19 protein-coding genes are annotated in these 20,366 nt (G+C 49.1%); 2 read left to right on the top strand and 17 right to left on the bottom strand.

Annotated elements, in window-relative coordinates; all coding sequences use genetic code 11:
• Positions 1-20 precede the first annotated feature (20 nt).
• The 8 genes from NSU14_RS01555 to NSU14_RS01520 all read right to left on the bottom strand — a co-directional run bounded on the left by NSU14_RS01555 (position 21) and on the right by NSU14_RS01520 (position 9,008).
• Positions 21-1,007, bottom strand: a complete 987-nt coding sequence (locus NSU14_RS01555) for a VanZ family protein (protein ID WP_336101581.1) — start codon at positions 1,005-1,007, stop codon at positions 21-23.
• The gene (locus NSU14_RS01550; RefSeq protein WP_042139916.1) at positions 1,004-2,278 is read right to left on the bottom strand and encodes an insulinase family protein; all 1,275 of its coding nucleotides are present in this window, start codon (positions 2,276-2,278) and stop codon (positions 1,004-1,006) included. Before NSU14_RS01550 ends, NSU14_RS01555 begins: the two co-directional genes overlap by 4 nt.
• Complete coding sequence (locus NSU14_RS01545; RefSeq protein WP_340942306.1) at positions 2,262-4,097, bottom strand: ABC transporter ATP-binding protein; 1,836 nt, start codon at positions 4,095-4,097, stop codon at positions 2,262-2,264. Before NSU14_RS01545 ends, NSU14_RS01550 begins: the two co-directional genes overlap by 17 nt.
• A 90-nt stretch (positions 4,098-4,187) precedes the next feature.
• The gene (locus tag NSU14_RS01540) at positions 4,188-4,394 is read right to left on the bottom strand and encodes a hypothetical protein (RefSeq protein WP_144026189.1); all 207 of its coding nucleotides are present in this window, start codon (positions 4,392-4,394) and stop codon (positions 4,188-4,190) included.
• Between the two features lie 94 nt (positions 4,395-4,488).
• Positions 4,489-6,039, bottom strand: a complete 1,551-nt coding sequence (locus tag NSU14_RS01535; RefSeq protein ID WP_042139917.1) for a radical SAM protein — start codon at positions 6,037-6,039, stop codon at positions 4,489-4,491.
• Between the two features lie 122 nt (positions 6,040-6,161).
• Positions 6,162-6,860 (bottom strand): LytTR family transcriptional regulator DNA-binding domain-containing protein, encoded by a 699-nt coding sequence (locus tag NSU14_RS01530; RefSeq protein ID WP_256704018.1) that lies wholly within the window; start codon positions 6,858-6,860, stop codon positions 6,162-6,164.
• A 296-nt stretch (positions 6,861-7,156) separates the two neighbouring features.
• The gene (locus tag NSU14_RS01525; protein ID WP_076247709.1) at positions 7,157-7,954 is read right to left on the bottom strand and encodes a TrmH family RNA methyltransferase; all 798 of its coding nucleotides are present in this window, start codon (positions 7,952-7,954) and stop codon (positions 7,157-7,159) included.
• A gap of 370 nt (positions 7,955-8,324) precedes the next feature.
• Positions 8,325-9,008, bottom strand: a complete 684-nt coding sequence (locus tag NSU14_RS01520; RefSeq protein ID WP_144026190.1) for a potassium channel family protein — start codon at positions 9,006-9,008, stop codon at positions 8,325-8,327.
• Positions 9,009-9,179: 171 nt separating this feature from the next.
• On the opposite strand from NSU14_RS01520, the gene NSU14_RS01515 reads away from it, so the two are divergent.
• Complete coding sequence (locus NSU14_RS01515; protein WP_042139923.1) at positions 9,180-9,416, top strand: small acid-soluble spore protein SspI; 237 nt, start codon at positions 9,180-9,182, stop codon at positions 9,414-9,416.
• A gap of 120 nt (positions 9,417-9,536) precedes the next feature.
• On the opposite strand, the gene NSU14_RS01510 is transcribed toward NSU14_RS01515, so the two are convergent.
• The 3 genes from NSU14_RS01510 to NSU14_RS01500 form a co-directional block, all read right to left on the bottom strand.
• The gene (locus NSU14_RS01510) at positions 9,537-11,123 is read right to left on the bottom strand and encodes a peptide chain release factor 3 (protein ID WP_042139924.1); all 1,587 of its coding nucleotides are present in this window, start codon (positions 11,121-11,123) and stop codon (positions 9,537-9,539) included.
• Positions 11,124-11,504: 381 nt separating this feature from the next.
• The gene (zwf, locus tag NSU14_RS01505) at positions 11,505-13,055 is read right to left on the bottom strand and encodes a glucose-6-phosphate dehydrogenase (protein ID WP_039307355.1); all 1,551 of its coding nucleotides are present in this window, start codon (positions 13,053-13,055) and stop codon (positions 11,505-11,507) included.
• Between the two features lie 270 nt (positions 13,056-13,325).
• Positions 13,326-14,147 (bottom strand): YwmB family TATA-box binding protein, encoded by an 822-nt coding sequence (locus NSU14_RS01500; protein WP_076247711.1) that lies wholly within the window; start codon positions 14,145-14,147, stop codon positions 13,326-13,328.
• Between the two features lie 226 nt (positions 14,148-14,373).
• Here NSU14_RS01500 and NSU14_RS01495 point away from each other — a divergent pair, with 226 nt between their 5' ends.
• Positions 14,374-15,708, top strand: a complete 1,335-nt coding sequence (locus NSU14_RS01495) for an MATE family efflux transporter (protein ID WP_076247713.1) — start codon at positions 14,374-14,376, stop codon at positions 15,706-15,708.
• A gap of 69 nt (positions 15,709-15,777) precedes the next feature.
• Here the strand turns inward: NSU14_RS01495 and NSU14_RS01490 are convergent, their stop codons facing one another.
• The 6 genes from NSU14_RS01490 to NSU14_RS01465 form a co-directional block, all read right to left on the bottom strand.
• On the bottom strand, positions 15,778-16,431 hold the full coding sequence (locus NSU14_RS01490) for a response regulator (RefSeq protein WP_039307403.1): 654 nt from the start codon (positions 16,429-16,431) through the stop codon (positions 15,778-15,780).
• A gap of 21 nt (positions 16,432-16,452) precedes the next feature.
• A complete protein-coding gene (locus NSU14_RS01485; protein WP_340942297.1) occupies positions 16,453-17,487 on the bottom strand; it encodes a sensor histidine kinase in 1,035 nt (344 codons plus the stop codon).
• 46 nt (positions 17,488-17,533) lie between these two features.
• Positions 17,534-18,181 (bottom strand): cell wall-active antibiotics response protein LiaF, encoded by a 648-nt coding sequence (liaF, locus tag NSU14_RS01480; RefSeq protein WP_039307347.1) that lies wholly within the window; start codon positions 18,179-18,181, stop codon positions 17,534-17,536.
• Positions 18,182-18,479: 298 nt separating this feature from the next.
• Complete coding sequence (locus NSU14_RS01475; RefSeq protein WP_039307345.1) at positions 18,480-19,187, bottom strand: PspA/IM30 family protein; 708 nt, start codon at positions 19,185-19,187, stop codon at positions 18,480-18,482.
• Between the two features lie 3 nt (positions 19,188-19,190).
• Positions 19,191-19,667: a PspC domain-containing protein gene (locus tag NSU14_RS01470; RefSeq protein ID WP_042139929.1), complete on the bottom strand. Its 477-nt coding sequence runs from the start codon at positions 19,665-19,667 to the stop codon at positions 19,191-19,193.
• 4 nt (positions 19,668-19,671) lie between these two features.
• Positions 19,672-20,349 carry a PspA/IM30 family protein gene (locus NSU14_RS01465; protein WP_042239590.1) on the bottom strand — a complete coding sequence of 226 codons (678 nt, stop codon included), beginning with the start codon at positions 20,347-20,349 and terminating at the stop codon, positions 19,672-19,674.
• Positions 20,350-20,366: the final 17 nt, after the last annotated feature.

Raw genomic sequence — 20,366 nt, 5'->3', positions numbered from 1 at the left:
AATCCATAGCATCAGCCTGTTTACTCCTTAAGAGTGACCAGCAGCACCTTGGCGGTTGACTCCTGACTATCAGCATACCAGACTCTCGCGGCGTGCATGCTGCCCGCCTCCCCGTCCGGTAATTCCATGATAGCGCTGAGTTCTCCGGGCTTTTTCTCCTCATACCTGCTGATAATCTTAAACTTCAACAGACCATCCTTCTCCACACGAACATACTCAAAAAATATCCGCGTCGCTGCATCGATTGAAATCCTGTGATTCTCGGTTATGTACTGGGGTAATCCACTGTTCTCCTGGTCACTGGCCATAACTGTTTCAGATTCCGTCGATAGTTCAACATAATGCTCCTCCACCGCTGCCAGACTGCCGCGTAAATCCCCTTTGGTATATACATCTATCCCATCCAATTCAGGTTTATCCTCGGTTACATACTCTACTCCTGTATCCAGAAATGGCAGTAGTTCAGGTTGGACCAGCCCGACCGCCACGATCCCGCTGATACCTGAGATCAGATAGAAGACGACAATCGCCCCTAATATGCGTTGCCGCGAATGTAACACCAGGCTGATCCCCTTGTAGATAGCTGATCCCATCAGCCCGCCTGCAAAATTCAATATTATATCATCAATATCGCTGCTGCCCAGAGCCAGGACATATTGAATAATTTCTAAGGCCAGAGGAACGCTCAGCAGAATAATTGCTTTAGCACCAAACGATTTGCTGCTGCCCTGATAAGAAACCAATAATCCCAGCGGAATAAAAATAACGATGTTCCCCAGTATATTCGCAGCCGCCCTCATCCCGCCTGTTGTTCCATTATGGATAAACCCGGAAATCGTGTGGAAGGGAATGATATTGATGCTTCTCAGATTATTATCCATGTCAAACATAGCGGTTACCGGAATCGTCTTGAATAGAATAATTTGTATAACTGACAGCGCATAAGCCCCAAATAATAGAACCATTACAAGCTGCAGTACCCAGCCGCTTTTCCGTGTAGCTCTCATCGCATATCCTCTTCCCTTCCAACTAGAGCGGTTGCTTGGATATTTAACAATAATTCTGCGGCCTGCCTGACCTCTGCATACCCGATACTGTTAAGCGTATCCGTAATCTGCTGCATATCAAGCTCGTAGGAGAGCAAAGGGGAGCCAAGAATGAAGTGTTCCACACATTCCTCCAATAACCCGTGCACATCCAAACTGCTGTGAAATTCACATGAGCTGTAATAATCCGCATACTTTTTCTTGTTTTTTTCAACCATACACCCAATATTGGGATCATTGACCAAACTGCAAATCGCCGTGTTAATAACTTCGATAATTTGGTGCGGAGACTGTACTCCCCGGTAAACAACCCTAAATTTGCAGAACTGCTGTAAATTAATGAAATTGATGAACATTGCTGCGAAAAAATCCACCGGACAACCGACAGACCTCAAAGCTTCGCTACAGACGGTATCCAGTTGTTCAACAAGAATATTCCGCAGCAGATCACTCTTCAGGGTAACCTCCACCTGGTCCGTGTGCTTCATGTAAATCTCAAGCAGGTTCATATCCCCCACAGTAAATAATTGTTTGGTTAACCGTTGACTCTGGGGGGAAGGATATTCTGCCGGCATGCCAGTATCTCTTGAATCCTTATGGCTTTTGTCCGCACAGAATAACTCAGAGAATATGGCTATGATCTCTCGCTGTATCTCCGTGTGATTCACCGCCCCAACGACGAAGACCGCCATTCTGTCCGGTTTGTACCATCGTTTGTGAAACGCGGTAACCTGTGTGTGGCTTGTATGCCGGACGCTTTCTGCATCGCCTGCAGGTATCCTTGACTGATAGAAGGCGTGTTCGAAAATAGTCTGTTCGGTCTCACTTTTGCCGGCTTGGCTCCGGGAATGAATTTCAGCCGCTATATCTTGTTTGATCGCTTCCAGAAACTCGCTTCGGATATAGATCCCTTCAGCAATCTGCCGCAGAATGAATAAACATTGCCGGATACTGTCTTCATGATTGCGGCAGCTAAATACATACACTGTCCGGTCAAAATCAGTCAATCCATAACTCGTATACTCCAGACACTGCTTATAATAACTATATTTATCAAAGTTCATATTCATGTGTTCAACGATATGAGCTATTCCGTTCTCATCTTCCCGCTGCTGCAGTGATCCTGTCTTCAGCACCAGACACAACTGAACCTCTTCAGCATCCAAATCCGTCTCCCGTACACCGTAAACCAGCCCATTGCTCAGCGTACCTGTGTTAATACGATCCTTCATGGACAAACAACCCTTCATTGTACATTTCAGCCTGAAATTTATATAGACGCGCATATTCGCCGTCATACCTCAGCAGGCTCTCATGGTCCCCGCTCTCAATAATTCCTCCATCCTTAAGCACAAATATTTCATCCACCAGTCGGATGGTGGAGAACCTGTGTGTGATTAGAATTGTTGTTTTGCCCGCCATCAGGGCTTTGAATTTCGTGAATAGCTCATACTCAGCGCTTGCATCCAGTGAAGCTGTCGGCTCATCCAGGATAAGAATACTGGAATCTGCCATGAAGGCGCGGCTGATGGCAATTTTTTGCCATTCCCCGAGCGACAATTGGGTAGCATTGGACCATTCTTTATTGAGTCTTGTGTTATATTGCTCGGGAAGCTGTTCTATGAACCGGTCCGCTCCAGCCTGCCGCGCGGCTTCCTGTACCCGCGCGAAGTTATCCGCGTCGTCAATTTCACCAACAGCAATATTTTTCTCAATAGTGAAGGGATATTTGATGAAATCTTGAAAGATGGCACCTATATGCTTACGGTAATTCTCACTTGAAATCTGTTGTAACGGAATCCCCCCCAATCTGATTTCTCCCTTGGTAGGCTGATATAATCCGAGAATCAACTTGATCAACGTCGTTTTCCCGGAACCATTTAAACCTACAATAGAATAGCTTTTACGCACAGCAAGGGTCAGGTTCACATCCTTCAGCACAAACTCTTCGCTGCCCGGATACTTGAAGTAGACGTGATCGAATTGTATGGTCTCAAAATTAACCGGGAAGGGATATTGTTCTGTATCAGAGGATTCCGGGCGTTTCTTCTCTAATAAAGAGAACAAATTCTGGATATACAGCCCATCTTCATACAGGGAAGAGAAAGAACGGAGAATGCTTTCCAGTGAATTCTGAAAATTGGAAAGTGTATTCACAAATAAAGATAAATCCCCGATCGTTAATTTCCTGGAGATCACCGTGATCAGAATATATATTTGGAAGCTGTAGGAGATTACATTCTCCAGCAGATTAGTAATACTGCTTTGAATGGAGAAATTTCTTCTTATTTTTTTATCTTCTTGCAGATAGTTGTCGAAATCAGACAGAATCACTTTTTTAAAGTACGGGTTCAGCCGGTTCACTTTAATTTCTTTAATATTCTCATAGGTGGTAAGTATGGATTTAAGATTGCCCAGCAATCTTAAGCGCTCGAACCGTTTCGTATAAATAGCGTAAAATTTGGCAGACATCTTGATGTTTAATAACAGAGAGGGAAGACAGGCAAAGAAACTTACCACAAGAACAATAGGCCCGAAATTCAAAAAAATCACTACAGCTCCTGCCATAGATGATACGTTCTGCAAAAAGGTAATCAAGGTTCTAAGAATATTGATCGAATGCTGCGATGATTCGTTATTCACTTTCTGGATATGGTCGAATATCTCCGCATCATCAAAATCAGCCATTTCCATTTCCGCTACTTTATCTAAAGTTAATTCAGTAATGTGTTTATTCATATAATCCGCTTGGTTAGATTCGAAGTATTTGCATATATTGTAAATCACATGGTTGAATTGTGTATATAACATATGGATCACGATCCATAATACCGGAGTGGATATGTTACCGCTCTGCAACGCCACAACAACACTGTCCAGGAAATACTTCCAGATTACCGTAGTGACAGGAACAGCCAGTCCCACAACCAGATTAAATATAAATAAGCAGATCAGGGTAGTAGAAGAGCTGCCCCATAGGAGCACAGTAACCTTCCCCAGCAGCCTGCAGTAATCCCGGCAAATCTTAAACTTGGCAGATACTACACTCATACTTAATCTCCTATGGTAAAAATTATTAAACAGAGCCCCTACCTCATCTCAGGAATAGTGGCTCTGTTTCATATGATGCTGTGGAATAAATTAGGCCTGACGCGCTACTGCACTGTTAGCTGAACTATTTTCGCTTCCTCCAGAACATTGACAGTTACAATTTCCGCCATCAAATTTTGCTGCAAAGAACGAAACTACTGCAAACCCAGAACAAATACAGCCTGACATAGGGTCCATGCCATAGAATGCTTGTGAATCCATTTTGGTTGTTCTGCCTACCGGATTAATCAGTTTCATCTTGATCACAACTCCTCAGGTCATTGAAATTTATAGGAATAACACCCTGCCTGTCGTCACATGAAGAGCGTTATTGCTACCATGTTTACCACAATTACGATACGGTTAGCTCATTGAAATACTCCAGTTTCTCAGGACTCTTCTCGATTAATTGATGATACCGTTTCAGCGACATTTTCATGGAGGCCCTTTCGCCGTAACATTGAGATTGTTTCTTCTCCTCATCCAAGCCGTTTTCCTGATAACAAGGCGCATAACAGATACTGCACAGGCGGGCTGCCCAGCAATTGGAGCAATGCTTAATAGATTTTTCTGTGTATTCTTCGAAGTAATATTTATTTAAGGCATCGATATCAATTCCTGCCTCCACATCCCCTATATAGGGTGAATTAGCCATTTTTTCGCACACCTTAAATTTACCGTCAGTGGTTACATAGAGCCTTCTCCGGCCGGGAATACAGCATCCATTCATGCGGATTCCCAATAAGGGTTCATCGGTAATCACTCTGTTGTGAATTCTCAGCAATTTATTCTGGCTTAGCTCTTTGGCCAGGCCTCTTTCATCCTGATCAGAATCCAGCGTATATTCAGCCCATTTGCCTAATGGATCGGTTCGTTCATCATCACTATAGAACTCCCCATCCCCTAGAGTTGTCTTCACATGTCCCAGCTTGGACCAGTCAAGCGTTCCCGTATCGACATATGAACAATCAATTTTAGTGTCCTTGGGCAGCCACTCCAGCGTCTTGAAGAAGTCATTCACCTCATCAAACCGTGGCTTACTGTAGGGCGGACAAAGAACCGCATTAATCCCCAGCTTATGCCGCGCCTTCCCCTCGAATGCCTTAACTAACCGTTTAAGCCCCCGTAGAGCCTGATGAAACGAACCCTTTCCCCCCACCGTTACGCGGAAGTAATCATGAACATGCTCCGGTCCATCCAGGCTGCACAAGACCGAACATTGATCCAGCGTTGCCAGATAAGCAGCAATTTCATCAGTGACCAGTGTTAAGTTGGTAGTGAAAGAGACAGGGATGTTCACACCAGGCATAACGGATTTGCTATATTCGATGCATTGCTTCATCAGCTTAAAGTTAACCAGCGGCTCCCCTCCGTAAAATGTAAGCGCCAGCTCTTTGCCCACGTTATGCGAGATATAATCGAGCGCTTTCCGGGCAACCTCCCAATCCATGTCCTGCTTGGAGAAATTGCGGGTGTCCACGTTATCTTCCTGATAAAGACAATATTTGCATCTCAGATTGCATTTCTCAGTCAGTTCTATAATGATTTGTTCAATGCCGCCCTGTATGATCCCCGGCAGCTCAGCTTTCTCCGGTATGACAAAACTTTTGAATTCAGGCGCCTGCAGGATTTTTTCTTGCTCCACCAGCAACAATATAGTATCCAGTGCCTTCGTCAACGCTCTCTCCTCCAGCTCCAGTCCGGTTATTTCAGCAGGGTCTGAGGTATTGAGCAAACATGCAAGCACCGCATATTCCGCGGGATCACAGGCAAATACTTTACCTGTCCCCGTATCATAGAAATACTGATTGTCTTCTGTTTCAAAGACGGTTCCTAAACGGGACCAATAAGCCGTATGTAAGTTTTCCAAGAAAGCAATTGCGTTCTTTGTTTCATAGCCCATAGTGAGATAAATGCCTCCTTCATAATCATGGGTTTTTGGTGAATTATTTCACAATATTAAGCTAAAACCATCTATTCATTTGCGTAACACTCTGTTTTTCTATTATTAGCGCATATTACTTCTTAAATAAAACATTTTTGTGCGAAATTGTATTTTTTGCAGCTATCTACATAATTCAGATACTCCTTCTTCACCTGCTGCTTCACACGGCCTTCCGACCCTATACATATCGTTTGCCCATCGGATAATTGAAAGAAATCCCCACGCAGTTCCTCAATATGAACAAGATTAATCAAGTGTGACCGGGAAGCGATAATGAAATTCGGGTTGTTGATCAACTTCTTATAATAATTCAAGGTATACTGCAGCAGCTCATAATTTCCGTGCGGAGTGGTCATAATAACCCTCCTGTTTTTTTTGTACAGCTGAATGATATCCCGTTCACGCACGCTGATATAATCATAGTCTTCATTATTAAGGTACTTGAACCTGATCAGAGGCTCCCCCTCATTCCGGCTTCCTCCAATCAGGATATCTAAGCTGTGAATGGCCTCGGCCACCCCACTTCGCAGATTATTTTTAACAATCCACCTGTAAGCCCCATATTTATATCCTTCAACGGCTTGGTCGCAGCTGGTTGAGACCAGAATCAGAATATAATCATGATCTCTGGCATTGAGTATTTCGGCTGTGCGAAAGACTTGCCCGGAATCACTGTCTATTCCCAGAAAGATAATATTACAACTCTTATTCCGTACCTCAATATTACCCAGTATAGTTTGTGGATCACTCCATTTCTCAATACTGTATTCGCACTTCATCTTGCCCAAAATTCCGATTAGAGTCTGTTGCAGTTTCTCCAGGAAACTATCATTTTCATCATAAAGCACTATGTTATACATACAATTTCACCTCTAGTATCCATTTTAGAGATCCCTATATTTATTATTTATACCATTTTTACTCAAAAATGCAATTAGATATAACACCAAGTGGGGAATATCTCCCTATATTTCGACTGCAAAAAACCAAAAAAAATCCTGATGACTCAAGGGTTTCTTGAGCATCAGGACTACATGTATAGGTCCGTTCCAATGTCTAACTCATATTTTTCAATCTACTTTCCGTGGTTCCCCCGCTGCCGCATCCCCTCAAACAACAAAATCGTCGCTGCCATCGCCGCGTTCAGCGATTCGGCGCGGCCGGCCATCGGGATGATGATGCTCTTGTCGACAAGGGCTGCCGTCTCCGGCGAGATGCCTTTGCCTTCGCTGCCGATCAGCAGCCACTGGCTGCCATGGAAATCATGGGTGTAGCAGGAATCCTCACCCGTCAGCGAAGTGCTGACCAGCAGCGCGCCGCGTTCCCGCGCCTGCGGCAGAATCGTGCCGAGATCTCCCTCCACTACCGGGAGATGGAACATCGAGCCCATCGTGGAACGGATGGTCTTCGGATTGAAAAGATCGGCGCAGCCTTGGCCGAGGATCACCCCGTCCGCACCTGCCGCATCGGCACTGCGGATGATTGTGCCCACGTTGCCAGGGTCTTGGACCCCGTCCAGCACAACAACCAGACTATCCGGCTTCGCCAGGATGGCCTCCACGCCCTGCTGCTCCTTACGTACAACGGCAAACACCGGCTGCGGTGTATTCGTGCTGCTGCACTTCGCAATAACCGCTGCTGACACGCCAATTACCTCCATGCCCTGCACGGCCTGAAGCAGAGGCTTCAGCTCGGACGGCATGCCCTTATCCAGATCAAAGGCCAGGCATTCCACATCTGCTTCCGCCTGCAACGCCTCCTGCACCAGATGGATGCCTTCTACGATATATTTACCGGACTTGTCGCGGTGCTTCTTCTCCTGCAGTCCAGCCCATTCCTTCACCCGCGTATTCTGCGGCGACATAATTTCCATGAGGTCCTACCTTTCTGTTGCTTGCAGATTCCTGATTTTAAGTATGCTACACCAACCGGGCGGCTTAACTGTAGTTAGTGCAACTAAAAACTGCCTTTCCGCAGCAAATCCCCTTTTAACTGCAGTTAGTGCAACTAAAAACTGCCTTTCCGCAGCAAATCCCCTTTTAACTGCAGTCTGTACAACTAAAAGTAGCGGTTGGAGTAAAATTCCGCCATTTGTGTGATTTTAGTTGTACCAGATACATCTATTTGCAAATAACGTATTAATTCATTTAAAATAACTGCACAAAATACAACTAACCCTACTACCTGTACTTGTATCTGTACTTGAACCTGGCCTGTACCTGTAATCACTCATCCATACAGCCCTATTGATAAGCCATTTCCAGCTTCGTCAGGTTGTCCTTACGGCCGACGATGACAAGTACATCGCCCTCGCTCAAACGATCTTCCGCTCTGGGGGAAATATTCATTTCCTCACCCCGGCGGATAGCCATCACGTTACAGCCATATTTGGCACGAATGTTAAGCTCCTGCAAATTCTTGCCGAGCATCGGCCCGGAGACTTTCATATCCAGAATGCTGTAGTCCGGCGACAGCTCTATATAATCAAGGATGTTCGGCGAGGCCAGATGATGCGCCACCCGCATGCCCATATCCCGTTCAGGGTAGATTACCTTATCTGCACCGATTTTACTCAACACCTTGCCGTGCAGCTCGCTTTTGGCCTTAACCAGAATTGCAGGCACGCCAAGATCCTTCAGGATCAGCGTGGTTAGAATACTGGCCTGAATATCCTCGCCAATCGCGACAACCACCACATCGAAGTTACGGATACCGAGTGCACGCAGTGCCTCTTCATCGGTCGAATCCGCGGATACGGCATGAGTAACAATATTCGATATTTCCTGGGTGCGCTGCTCATCCGCATCAATGGCCAGTACATCAAAGCCCATACCGCTGAGCGCCTTGGCTACACTTGAGCCGAAACGTCCCATTCCGATGACGGCATATTGTTTTTTTGCCATAATTGTTGTACCTCCCGCCCGCATTTTGCATCTCAAACAGTATAGCATAAGCCGTTATAAACTTGAATTTTCAGCGCTGCCGCAGGGCACCTTATTAAAAGCCTATGCTAACAAAACCTAAGCCCATGCTCCCGAAGCCAGTTTTGCGAAGCTGAGCCAGGAAGCCTATGCCAACAAAACTTAAGGAGGTCGATTATGCCAGTCACCATTGATTTGCGCCAGGCTATTGTACACAAGATTCACGGACAGACCGAAGAAGGTCTGCGGGAAGTGATCGAGAACTCCGTGGACGGGCCGGAAGCCGCGCTTCCCGGACTCGGCGTTGTCTTCGAAATGATCTGGAAGGACCTTGATCCCGCCAAGCAGGACCGGGTGCTCTCCATGCTGCACAGACATCTGGAGAAGCTCACGCCAGGGTCCATCACGTCCTAAAGAGGTTCATTCCGCCAAAAACCTCCGCCTCCACATGTGCAGCTGCACAGTGGATCGCGGAGGTTTTTTATAACAAACAATTGAATAAGCGGTCAGCTTATCCTACTTCAACAGTACATCTCAAGGCGCGGTTTCCAGGAATTTCGCCGTCGGATTCTTCTCCATAGCGGTCCGCATGGCGTATTCGTTCTCGAACAGCACTACATAATTACCCTTCTTATCGGTAACCAGCGTGGAGTTGATCCGGAATTTGCTTGCATCCGGCTTGGTGTCATCCACAATCCAGCGTGCGAACTGGTAGCTCATCCGCTGCAGCTGGACATCTACGCCGTACTCGCCCTTCATGCGGTACTCGAACACCTCGAACTGCAGCTGTCCGACGACGCCCAGCAGGATATCATCGAAGTTAACGGTGCGGAATACCTGGATCATGCCCTCTTCAGTTAACTGGTCAATGCCCTTCTGGAACTGCTTCGATTTCAGCGCATTCTTAATGCTCACTTTGGAGAAAATCTCCGGCGAGAAGGTCGGCAGCTCATCGAATTCGATATCCCCTGCCTGACTCAGCGTATCGCCAATCCGGAAGATACCCGGGTCGAACAGACCGATAATATCACCCGGATACGCCTCTTCTACAATATCGCGGTCCTGGGCCAGGAACTGCTGCGGCTGGGACAGCTTGATGTCTTTGCCGGCACGCACATGCTTCACGCTCATGCCGCGCTCGAACTTGCCGGACACAATGCGCAGGAAGGCAATGCGGTCACGGTGAGCCGGGTTCATGTTAGCCTGGATTTTGAACACATAGCCGGTGAATTTCTCATTTGTCGGTTCAACAGATCCAGCTGTACTGCGGCGTGGTTCAGGCTTCGGTGCAAGATCCAGGAAGTTATCAAGGAAGGTCTGCACGCCGAAGTTGTTGATCGCACTGCCGAAGAATACCGGAGTAATCTCTCCGCGGAGTACTTTCTCATAGTCAAACGGATCGCCCGCTACATCCAGCAGCTCCAGATCCGCACATAATTGGTCATGCAGGTATTCTCCGGCCATCTCGCGGATGATCGGGTCGCGGTAGCTTTCCACTTTTTGTACTCTGATCACGGAATGATCGTCGCCCTGGAACAGCTCAACCTGATTCTTCATCCGGTCGTATACGCCGCACAGCTCACGGCCCATGCCGATCGGCCAGTTCATTGGTACAGAGCGGATACCCAGTACATTCTCCAGCTCTTCCATCAGCTCAAAGGGATTGCGGCCTTCACGGTCCAGCTTGTTGATGAAGGTGAAGATCGGAATGCCCCGCTTGGCACAGACCTGGAACAGCTTGATCGTCTGAGTTTCCACACCCTTGGCTACGTCGATCAGCATGACCGCACTGTCAGCCGCAGTAAGCGTACGGTAAGTGTCTTCACTGAAATCCTGGTGACCCGGGGTATCCAGAATGTTCACCCGGTGGTCCAGATAATCAAACTGCATGACGGAAGAAGTGACGGAGATTCCGCGCTGCTTCTCAATTTCCATCCAGTCACTTGTGGCATGCTTGCTTGCCTTACGGGCTTTGACTGTACCTGCTAAGCGGATAGCGCCCCCGAAGAGGAGCAGTTTCTCGGTCAGCGTTGTTTTACCCGCATCGGGGTGGGAAATAATCGCAAAGGTTCTGCGTTTGTCTACTTCACTCTGAAGCTTGTGGTCCGGTGCCTTATTCATTACACATATCCCTTCATATATAAATTCATCCATGCTTCTGCTTCAATTACCGGATTTCATCAAATCGGTGCACTACTCATTCGTCCAGATCCTTTCACGTAGAATTCATCGTTACATCGTTGAAGTACGGTTTATAGGATATTTTATGGCGCCTTGCCTAGAAATTCTTTATTTTGAAAGCATCCTTTTTAGTATAGCAAAATCCGGCAAACATTATCTACAAAAAAGCTCCGCAAGTCAAATATCTTGCAATATTATGTACAGAAATTCCGGCTTTAGAGCAAATTCGGCTGACTGGTCCGCAGGAAATCCGTTATTCCGCAAAAAGATCCCCCTGCAGCGATATGCAGAGGGATCTCTAACAGTACTCTTATTCAAGATTTAGCGGTTAACCTGCCAAACCACATTGTCTTCATCCTGGCCGTTAACCGGCCACCAGTGGAAGCCTTCGCCAGCCAGCAGCTGATCGGCTTCGACCGGCCCCCAGGAGCCGGCAGGATAGGAAGCGAGATCGTTGCTCTCTTCCTTCCATGCCTTGGCGATACGGTCCACGAAGGACCAGGCCGAGGACACTTCATCCCAGCGGGTGAAGTAAGTGGAATCCCCGCGCGCAGCATCATGCAGCAGACGCTCATAAGCTTCCGGCGAGTTGATGCCGATCATGCAGCTCTGGCAGAAATCCATCGCCAGCGGCTGAATTTCCGATTCCGAGCCAGGCTTCTTGGCATTGATCTTCACGTAGATGCCTTCCATCGGATTCACACGGATTACGAGCAGGTTCGGCTCCAGATTATGCTTCTGGCCCAGATAAACATTGGTCGGCATTCCTTTGAACTCTACAACCACTTCCGTAGTCTTCACAGGCAGACGTTTGCCGGTACGGATATAGAAGGGAACCCCTGCCCAGCGGAAGTTGTCTACAAATACACGGGCTGCGAAGTACGTCTCCGTATTCGATTCCGGGTCCACCTTATCTTCCTGGCGGTAAGCCGGAAGGGTCTTGCCCTTGTAGAGCCCTTGCGTGTATTGACCGCGCACTACGTTCTCGCGAACCTCTTCCGCCGTAGCGTAAGGACGAAGCGAACGGAGCACCTTCACTTTCTCATCACGGATATCTTCAGCCAGCAGACGGCTTGGCGGTTCCATAGCGATCATTGTCAGCAGCTGCAGAATATGGTTCTGTCCCATATCGCGCAGTGCTCCGGCATGATCGTAATACCCGCCGCGCTCTTCCACACCCACGGTTTCCCCGAGTGTGATCTGAATGTTGGCGATATGCTTGTTGTTCCATAGCGGCTCGAAGAAAGCATTGGCGAACCGGATCACTTCAATATTCTGCACCATTTCCTTACCGAGGTAATGGTCAATCCGGTAAATCTCTTCTTCCTTGAACACCTGGCGGATTTGCTCGTTCAGCTGTTCAGCGGATTCCAGATTGTAGCCGAATGGCTTCTCGATCACCAGACGGTTCCAGCCCCGGGTCTGCAGCATGCCGCCAGCCTTCAGGTTGAAGGAGACACTGCCGAACAGTTCAGGTGCAAGCGCCAGATAGAACAGGCGGTTGCCCGGAATATGGAACTTCTCTTCGAGCGCTTCCGTCTGGGCATTCAGCTCACGGAAACCGTCAATATTGTTGATGTCCAGAGACTTGTATTCGAAATGCTGCACGAACTCGTTCCATTCCGCAGCATCTCCTGCCTGGTAGCGGCAGAACTCGCGGATGGATTCCTTCACATCTTCCCGGAATTCATCCTGGGTACGGGGACGCCGAGCCACGCCAATTACCGCAAAATCATGTGTCAGCTTGCCTTCACGGTACAAACTGTAAATCGCCGGGAAAAGCTTACGCCGGGCTAGATCTCCGGTTGCCCCGAAGATAAAGAATACAGCACCGGGTGTATGCAGTGCATCAAGGGTTTGATTTTCAGCCATGGCTCCTCATCTCTCTGTATGTAATATAGTTGACATTCATTCTCAGCGCCGCTCATGATATAAAATACGCATGACGGCGTGATGTCATTTTATCATAATTGCACTAAGGATGCTATCACATTCCTGACAGTTTTTCTCGGGATTTCGTAATTTTCCATTACTCTTTCTTATGCTTTCACATGTTCCCGCTTATACTACCGATATTATACCGCCCCGCCAAAAGCTCCGCAACGTGGAGCCGCTGCGGAGTAAGCCCGGAAATCTCCGGCTTCAATATTCGATCGTAATCAGCGGAAGTCCGAGGGTCACACGGTTTCTGTCCTCATTCCCGTCCCTGTGCACCGCCAGCTGGAGCGCAAGCTCATGTCCGCCGCTGCTGACGGTGCGCTGCAGGCCGGGCACGCTATACGAACGGCTGGATGTAGTTTCATCTGCGTAGTTCTCTTCCGCATGAATGCCGGGGAGCTGCGCTGCAAGGTTCTGTTCTGTGGCCAGGAGCGCAGCCTGAGGTCCGCTCTGCTCCTTCGCCGGAGCCTGCAGCGAGACGTTCCACTCTGCCGCAATACCCGCCTGAAGCATCGCCTTTCCCGCGTCTCCGGCTGCTGCCGGAAGCTTGGGCGAGCCCAGAAGATCCGCCGTCTCGAAGGTGACGATGCAATAACTCCGTCCGCCGCCGAGCTCGCTCCAGAACAGGGAGACCTGCGCTCCTCCGCTGAGTTCTGCGGAGGAACGTAAGGTTAGATGCCCGTCCTCATCAGAGGAGCTGACTTCACCGAGTCCGAGCCGGGAAGACAGGTTCTGTACAGTAGCGTCTGCCGCAGCTTCTCCGCTATATTCTCCCTGCCACTTCAATACGAGCCGGAGCGGAGCCCCGGGAGCAGATACCTCGCGGCCGAGTGTAGTCAGCAGCGCCAGAGAATCCTGAAGCTCTCCCGCACCGGCCGTAGAAGCAGTGACCGCAGACACAGCAGATACTTCCTGTAAGCCATTTCCTCCGGCTGTCCCCGCGCTGCGGAAGCCGCTAAGCAGCATAACCGCCACACACAAGCCCGCCAGCACCAGTATCACTCTGCTCTGTCCTCTGTTCCCCACTCTGCATCTCCCTCTCAATCCGTTCTAGTAATCTACTAGACAGGATATCCAGCTTCAGAGAAAGATATACCCCGCTGAGAGAGACTGTCTGAGACTCCCGATCCGGCAGCTGCATAGTTCACTCGGAATGTAATGAGATTTTAATCATTTCTATAGAAGTATTTATTAGTTTATATTTCCATTAATAGGATTCATATTATAAACATAGAAGAGGTACTCAATCAGCATGCTTAAAAAGTGGTTTCACCGAAACAGCGCTGACTTCCGGCTTATCAACGATCTGGTTGTCCCTATGCTTTTCCTCCAGATCCTCCAGCTTCTCTTTCAGCTCGGCGACCAGGCGATTATCGGCAGGCTTGGCGTTGAAGAATTTGCCGCAGTGGGCATCGCCTCATCTTTTATTTTTCTGATCACCGGAACGATCGGCATTCTATGCGCAGCCTTCAACATCATCGGCGGAAGATTCTTTGGCAACAATGATATTCCTAAGTTTGGCCAAGCTTTTAATACAAGCATGACAATGTCCATCATGATCGGCATCCTGTTCGAACTGCTGCTGTTAGGGACTGGCAGATGGATATTGGGCACGGTCTATGATCTGAATTTCGCACCTGCCACTCATTATTTGTATATCAGCGGAATGACCATGGGCATGAATATGGTTCTGTTTAATTTCTCAGCCTATTTCAAGAACATCAACCAAGCCAAGCTGTTAACATTCAGTTTCGCGGCAGCAGGCATCGTGAATATATTCTTCGATTATGTGCTCGTCTTCGGCAAATGGGGATTTCCTGCGCTGGGTATGAGCGGCGCCGCTGTCGGCTCTGTCGCGGGCTATGGTGCGAGCATTATAGTCTGCATCTATTTTTTCCGCAAAAGCAGCTTATTCAGCTTCTCTCTTCAGATCAACCGGCCCATTGCCAAGCAGCTGCTGAAACTCTACTTCCCCATGGCTCTTCAGGACCTTATTGAATATACTTTGTTTGCAATGGGCATCATGGCGATCATCTCCAGAATGGATTCTGAATTCATCGCGTCATACACCGTTGTGACCACTTTGCTTGAGATCATTATGATTCCCATGTACTGCTTCGCGGGCAGCTGTATGACAATTACCGCCCAGGCCTACGGCAAGCAGCAAGCAGGGTACACCAAATATTCGTATTTGTCACTCCAGCTTATGTTAATGATCAGCATTCCGCTAACCTTGATCGTGATCTCCTTCTCCTATCCGCTTATCGCCATCATCACAGATAAGGCCGTTGTCATCTCACTAGTGGAACATGTTCTTCCGCTGGCGCTGGCGCTGAATCTGATGAACGGGCTGCAGATGATTATGCGCTCTACCCTGCAGGCGATTGACCTGGAGAAGTGGGTGCTTATGTACTCGGGGGTGGTGTATGCAGTATCCCTGGTGATCATTTATATATGTATCCGGAAGCTCGAACTAACCGGTGTCTATCTCGGGTTTGGGGTTAGTTATCTGCTCTTATCCTTAGGTTATGTATACAAACTGCAAGGACGTGAGCCTTACGCGCACGCAAAAACACTTTCAAGATAACTCCCCGTCCCTCCCGGGCCAGGGCTGATTTCTCTTGAAAGTGCGTAATGGCTTCTATGGTCTACGGCTTTATTCCGCCAGTCCATTCTTATATGCGTAAATAGCCGCCTGGGTCCGGTCTTCGACGCCCAGCTTGGCGAGAATATTCGTGACATGGAATTTCACTGTCTTGATTCCAATAATTAATTGATCGGCAATATCCTGATTGGACTTGCCCTGGGCCAGCAGCTTCAGTACTTCCATCTCGCGTTCGGTAAGTTCCTTGTAGGCCGGAGATTCACCTCTGGCATTCGAGCGGAACCGGTTCATCATTTTGGAAGCCACTTGTGATTCCAGCACGGACTGCCCTCTTGCGGCAGCCCGGATTGCATCGGCGACTTCACTGGCCCGCGAGGTTTTGAGCAGATAGCTGAACGCGCCGGCTTCAATGACCGGATACATTTTCTCATCATCCAAATAACTGGTCAGCACTATAACTTTGCAGTCCGGGTACAGCTTCAGCAGCTGTCTTGTTGTTTCGATCCCGTCCATACCGTCCATCACCAGATCCATCAGCACCACATCCGGATTATATTCCTGTGCCAGCCGGATTCCTTCTTCGCCGCTTCCGGCTTCACCTACAACTTCAATCCCATCCTCGGTGCCAAGCACCGCAGCAAGTCCGATCCGGACCATTTCGTGATCGTCCACCAGCAGGACCTTGATCGCTTCCGCTTCCTCCATCTCCATGGTTACCCTTGCCCCCTATTCATTGACTACCGGTACGGTAATATCAATCCGCATTCCTTTGCCGGGAGCGGTGATGAACTGGATCGAGCCCCCGATCTCCGTTATCCGCTCCTGCATATTCGAAAGTCCGTAGGATGTCTGCTTGCTCTCATCCAGCTCAAAGCCGATCCCGTCATCACGCAGCGTCAGACGGACCGTATCGCCGCGGCGGTGCAGGCGGATCTCCATCTTCTCCGCTTTGGCATGGCGCAGCGTGTTCGAAATCGCCTCTTGCACAATGCGGAACAAATGATTCTCGACGCCTTTGAGCAGCTGCACGCCCTGATCCATCTCGAACACAATATCAATCGGAACCTTGATCTTCAGTTCCTTGATCAGCTCCTGCAGCCCCTGCTCCAGCCCCTTGCCTTCCAGATATACCGGCCGCAGGTGCAGCAGCAGTGCCCGCATCTCCGACTGGGCTACGGCGGACATCTCCTCAATCAGCGCAATTTGCCGCTGCGCCTTGTCGAAATCCTTCTCCAGCGTCCGGCCTACAGCCGTTGCCGTCATTGAGATCGCGAACAGCTGCTGGGATACGGCATCATGCAGCTCGCGTGCCAGCCGCTGGCGTTCCTCGATAATCGCCGTCACCCGGGCTTGCTCGGCAAGCTTGGCATTATTGGTGGAGAGCCGCTGCAGCGTAGTCACCTGATTCTCCCACTTGCCGCCGATCCGTCCGAGCTGTTCCCCGAGCCGGCCCAGCTCATCATGGCCCAGATCCGGCATTACCGGGGTGAGGTTGCCCTTCTCCCAGGCTACCAGTGTCGCCCGCAGCAGCTCCAGCTTGCGCTTGCTGCGGAAGCCCTGATAGAACCCGTACCCGATGCCGAAGGCCATCGGCAGCAGAATCAGCGTCATTGCCGTTCTCACGCCGACCTTCCAGTCCTCAAACGGCTGTAATAATCCATATGTATACATAATGTATGTAATAACAAGCAGCATGATCAAAGAGAACAGAGCCCCCTCGCCCATACTGCGCGTTACCATGTTACTGCTTTTATTGCCCATGCCCGGGAGCCCTCCCTTCCATCTCTCTGCTCATATGCTGTATTCATCAGGGAAACCGTATGTCGAGATCACCCATCAGATATGAGATATTGAATTTCACTTTATGCTCACTGCTGTCGTAGTTGGGTGACTTCCAGTTCAGCCGGTTCAGCATCCCTGTGTCCCGGTGACTGCCGGATTCAATAGAGCCGAACAGCACGAAGGCTTCGATCTCTACCCCGTAATCCTCGGACATCAGAATATCCACATCGCCAAAAATACCCTGGAACAGCATAATTGTCTCTTGTTCTTCCGCCATCGCCAGCGAAAGATCCACATCCGCCTCACCCAGCACATGCCAGGCACTGAGGCTGCGCATGACCCACGGCGAGAGATCCCAGTCGAATCTGGAAGAGAAGCTTTGCTTCTGCATAAACCCGGCCTTGCGCTGCATTCTTTTGGATTTGACAAAGAACATCCCCAGCGAAATCAGGCAGATTCCAAGCACCAGCAGCAGATGGTCCAGCAGCAGCAGCACCGCGCCGATCCCCAGAAGCTTATACCCCTGCTTCACCTTGCCTGACGTTGTCCGGTAAATCCCCAGCAGCAGGAACAGGAGTGCGACAATGGAGAAGAAGCCGATCCATTTGCCAAAAATCATCAAGCAGCCGACACCAATCAGTCCGATGGCAATCAAACGGTTCCGTTTATCCATTCCGCACCTCCTTAAAGTTTTGCCAAGCGGAAACAGCTACGCCGTCTTTTAAGGGACGGTGCGTTTCAGCGAGAAATAGAAGGATAAGTTATCATGCCAGCATATAAATTCTTATATTTGAAGCAAAACTGACTTCGTAAGCATAATCTAAGTTTTGCCAAGCTGACTTCGCAAGCCTCAGCTTATCTGCAGCTATAACCGCTTCCCGCTACAAAAGCCATACCGGTATGGAGAATCCATACCGTATGGCTTTACCTTGTTCAGCATATCATATCTGCCTATTCTTTAGGAACAGGCATTATTCTTCTTTTTTATCAAGTGAAGGAGCTGCCGGAGCAGAATTCAGCTTGCTCTTCAGTGCTGCGAGCTGTTCTTCCACTTTGAGCTGCTTCTCAGGATCTACCGGCTTAGCATATGCGGTTGCCGAAGGGCTATACGGAGCACGCATAACATCTGCTTCCGCTTCAAGCTGCATGATCTTTTCTTCCATGCGGTGGAATCCAAGGGATGCACTTCCGCTTTCAATGGAATGTACACTGCTGATCTGGGACATTTGCTTCTTGGCTTTGGCCATTTGAGCGCGGGAGACCAGTTCATTACGTTTGTTGCGCAGCTTGTAGAACTCATCCTTCATATCATGAAGCTGCTGCACCAGTTCCTTGGCTTGAACTTCAGCCTGGGCGTGAAGCTCGCTGTATTCAACATGCTTCTGATCGAAATAAATCTTCTCTTCCAGCAGCTTGCGGGTAACTTCCTCCTGGCCGTTCTTAAGCGCAAGTTCCGCTTGTGCTGCACGCTGTCCGGATACCTTAGCAGCTTCATCCACACGCTGCTTCATACGGCGTTCGTTGGCCATCTGCTTCGCTACCGTTACTTCAGCCTCATGAATCTCAGCCTCCATATCGCGCAGATATTGATTCAGCATTACGATTGGGTCCTCTACCTTATCCAACATGTCGTTTACCGACGCTTTAGTCATATCTTTAATCCGTTTGAATACTCCCATGATTTACACTTCTCCCTTCTCATATTTAGACAGTTTTTGTTTGAGCTCTTCTACTTCTTTTTGCAGTGCCTTCTTCTCAATATCCTTCATCATGGCATCCAGACCGGAATCGGGAGCCGTGTAAGCGCCTGCTTTGTCATAGCCGGGATTATAGCCCGGCTGTCCGCCGTAAGGGCCATATCCTTGTTGTCCCTGAGGTCCCTGCGGTCCGCGGCCATGCTCAGGTCTGCCTGAGTAAGGACCGCCATATGGGCCGCCCGGCGCACCGGGTCCAGGTCCGAAGGGATTGTACTGGGTAGGCTCCTTGGGAATTACCATTGCTGCGATAAGGTACACCAGGATAGTGGCTCCTCCGCTAAAAGGAATGCTGACCACCAGCAGAATTCTGAACAGTGTGGAGTCGATGCCGAGTGTCTCGGACAATCCGCCTGCCAGCCCTGTCATTACCCTGTCTCTGGTTGAACGGTACAATCGGGTCATAGTACTACTCCTTTCTGCCATCATTGTTCAGCTTCTCCTTCAGGCGGGCCATTTCTCTTTCGAGCACGGTCGCCACCGTCTCACCGGCCTGCACTGCGTATTCCTGTCCCATCCGCCGCAAATCGCTCAGGCTTTTGGCTTCCAGCTCCCAATCGGTCATCTTGTCCTCCAGACGGCCGAACATCTTGGGAACATCACCGCCGCCGTAAGCACTCGCTCTTTGATTCATGCGCTGCTGCAGCCGAAGTGATTCCATCCGGGCTGCATAGAACTGGCGTTTGCTGTACACTGTCTGATACTCAATTTTGAGTTCATTCAACTGGCTTTCAAGCTCAAAGAGTGATTGCTGGCTGGTTTCCAGCAGCCCGCTGTATTGCTCCAGCTTTTCCTCGTGGATAATTTTCTCCTGCAGTGCCAGTTTGGCGAGATGATCTTCGCCGGCCTTGAGCGCGAGGAGTGCCTGCTCTTCACGTTTGTTTCTCATGGCGGTTGCCTGATTCACCTGCTGCTGCAATTGCTTCGTATGGGAAGCGTACTGCTGGTACAGCCGCTCAGCCTCCCCAATTTCCTCACGGGTTGAATGTAGAAATTGATCAATCAGCTTCACGGGATCCTGACTCTGCTCCAGGCGTTCATTCAAGTTGGCTACGGTGATATCCCTCATTCTGCGAAAAACACTCATGATTTCCTGTTCCCTCC

The organism is Paenibacillus sp. FSL R10-2771 (assembly GCF_038000205.1).
GTDB classification, from domain to species: Bacteria; Bacillota; Bacilli; order Paenibacillales; family Paenibacillaceae; genus Paenibacillus_AQ; species Paenibacillus_AQ phytohabitans.
Note: the sequence above shows the minus strand (reverse complement) of the source record. Positions and strands in the feature narration are given on the sequence as shown.